Origin of the sequence: Neisseria sp. HMSC70E02 (genome assembly GCF_001838645.1) — a bacterium.
Classification (GTDB): domain Bacteria; phylum Pseudomonadota; class Gammaproteobacteria; order Burkholderiales; family Neisseriaceae; genus Neisseria; species Neisseria macacae.
Genome location: NZ_KV838066.1, coordinates 34,351 through 37,004 on the forward strand (window position 1 = coordinate 34,351; position 2,654 = coordinate 37,004).

At 48.8% G+C, this 2,654-nt stretch carries 3 protein-coding genes; all 3 read right to left on the reverse strand.

Features of this window, described 5'->3' with window-relative positions; all coding sequences use genetic code 11:
* Positions 1–71: 71 nt before the first annotated feature.
* Entirely contained in the window at positions 72–764 is a 693-nt protein-coding gene (locus tag HMPREF3277_RS01580) for an ATP-binding cassette domain-containing protein (RefSeq protein ID WP_210401143.1), read from the reverse strand.
* Positions 764–1,561, reverse strand: coding sequence for an ABC transporter permease (locus tag HMPREF3277_RS01585; RefSeq protein WP_070869836.1), 798 nt, complete (start codon positions 1,559–1,561; stop codon positions 764–766). Before HMPREF3277_RS01585 ends, HMPREF3277_RS01580 begins: the two co-directional genes overlap by 1 nt.
* A 157-nt stretch (positions 1,562–1,718) precedes the next feature.
* The gene (locus HMPREF3277_RS01590) at positions 1,719–2,372 is read right to left on the reverse strand and encodes a hypothetical protein (protein WP_246830745.1); all 654 of its coding nucleotides are present in this window, start codon (positions 2,370–2,372) and stop codon (positions 1,719–1,721) included.
* Positions 2,373–2,654: the final 282 nt, after the last annotated feature.

The following is a 2,654-nucleotide window of genomic DNA, read 5'->3' on the forward strand; positions in this document are numbered from 1 at the left end:
CTCTCCCCGTGGGAGAGGGTTAGGGAGAGGGCAACAAACCGCAAGGTTCGTCAGATATTCAAATCCCCTTATCACTCATAATAATGAATCCCCTGAAACTCCCTTGCCACCACGGCTTCTTCAAAAGCCGAATCGCGTTTGGACAGCGGCGTGGACAGGGTAATCACGTTTTGCACGTTCATGCCCTTAGTGGAAAGCAGCATGATTTCATGGCTCAGGCGCGCGGCTTCGAAGCGGTCGTGCGTTACCAGCATACACGCCATACCCTGCCGCTCGATTTTTTCCACCAGCATGGCAACCAAAATATCGCGCAAATCGCGGTCCAAACCGACAAACGGCTCGTCCAGCAAGGCAAGGTCGCAGCCGCACAGCAGCAGGCGCAGAAACGCCACCCGTTTCGCCATGCCGCCGGACAATTCGGTCGGATATTTGTTCAAATCGCCCGTAGTCAGCCCGACTTTCGCCGCCAGCGCGATGATTTCGCCTTCATCGGGTTTGTCCATAAAAATCGCGATATTCTGCATCGCGGTCAGGTTTTCCGGCAGGCGGTTTTCCTGAAACAGAAAACCCGTTTTGCGGAAAGTATTGCGTATCGTGCCCGATTTCGGCGTTTCCAAGCCCGCAATCAGCCGCAAAACCGTCGTCTTGCCGCAGCCGCTCGGCCCGAACAAGGCTTTCACTTCGCCATGTTGCAGGTTCAAACTGAAATCGCGCACGATGGGGTCGCGGAGAATTTCAAAACGCACTTTTTCAAGACAGAGCATCATCTTCTCCACGGCATAAACAAAATTTCCAAAGGCTTGGTAATCAGGTATTCAAACAGCGACACAAACACGATGACCAACACCACATAAGCCATCACCGTCGAAGTCTCCAGCATCGCCCTCGCGTCCGCAATCCGCGCGCCCACGCCTTCGCTCGCGCCCAAGAGTTCCGCCATAATCACCACCTTCACCCCCATCGCCACCGCCACGCCAACGCTGGAAATCACATAACCCGTCAGATGCGGGATATACAGATAACGGATTTTTTTCAGACGGCCTAATTTATAAGCGTCAAACAATTCCTCATGCTGCTTGTTCACGCTCGCCATCCCGACCGCCGCACTCGCAAACGTCAGCGGCGCAACCAACACAATGATGGTAAACAACACGCTCGGATTGCCGAAACCGAACCAAAACAGAGCCATCACCACCCAAATAATCGGCGGCATCGCCAACAAAATCGTAATCACAGGCTTGAGCAACGCCATCGCCGTCTTAAAACTGCCCGCCACCAGCCCCGCCGCCAATCCCGCCGCCAGCGCAACCGAAATACCCACCACCGACCGCCACAGCGAAATCCCGATTTCGTTTTCCTGAAAATGTTTCAATAAATCCAAAGACTTTTGAAACACCTCCACCGGCGCAGGCAGCATAAACTCACCGAACACGGCGCTGCCCCACGCCCACAACGCCACAACCACCATCGCCACGCTCAAACCGGCAAAGCCGCTCCAAAGGTAGTCGATGATGTAAAACACCGCAGGCTGCGGTTTGCGGATTTTGTCGGTTTTAATCATGGTTTGGGTGTTGGTTGGTGGGGACGGTTTGTGGATGGTGGGTCGTCTGAAAAAAGTAGGTCGGATACTCGTATCCGACAGCCCCCATTTAGCCGAAATGTCGGATTCAAGAATCCGACCTACGCTGCTTTGTTTGGGATTTCGAGGCTTCGTCGGGTTATGACTGCGGTTCCCTCTGATTAATAGGAACACTAAACCACAGTTCATATGAAGCTAAACCAATCCAGTCGATATTTGCATTTTCATCTGAGCGAATAGTTTTTCCGGAGCTATACTCGCCCGTCTTAAATAAAATGGGCTCCAAGAAATATGATTTGAAATTACAGCTCATCTTCAGATTATCAATCTGCATGCACAACTTCCGTATGAACGGGCTTTGAACAAAAGATTTCGTTGTAATCTTTTGTATCTTTTTATCGAATGCCGAATACCTGCCGCCCAACAAAGTATTTTCCTTAAGTGCTTTCTCAATCGACTTTCTTGATGTCTCGCTGCTGCTCCAGTTTAACTGTATCGCATACAATTTATTTTTATCGATTTGCGCAATGGAGTACTTAATGGCATTAATGAGCTGATCCTCAGTCAACCGATGAACCGCCCCTTCTGAGTCTGATGCCTGATAATGTCTAAAATTTAGAACATATTTTCCAGGCATAATTTCCCAATGAATAACATTGGAAACGGTAATATTGTCATCCATTGTAAATTGAATAGTTTGCTCACAACCCTCGTTAATATTGCGGGTACAAGCATTGGCACCGGCAAAAACGATGGCAATAAAACATGTAAAAAGAAATTTTTTAATGAACATAAACATTGCTCCATCGGCAAAATTCCATCATCACTCCCTCAAATGCTCACATATTTTTCGTTATCTGCATCAACCAATTTAGATACCGAATTCCTGCCTGCGTGGGAATGACGGCTTTTTGTGTACTGTTCTAACTATTATCTGATAGGTCGTCTGAAAAAAATAGGTCGGATACTTATATCCGACAGCCCCGTTTAGCCAAAATATCAGGTTCAAGAATCCGACCTACGCTGCTTATAGGTCGTCTGAAAAAGTAGGTCGGATACTCGTATCCGACAGCCC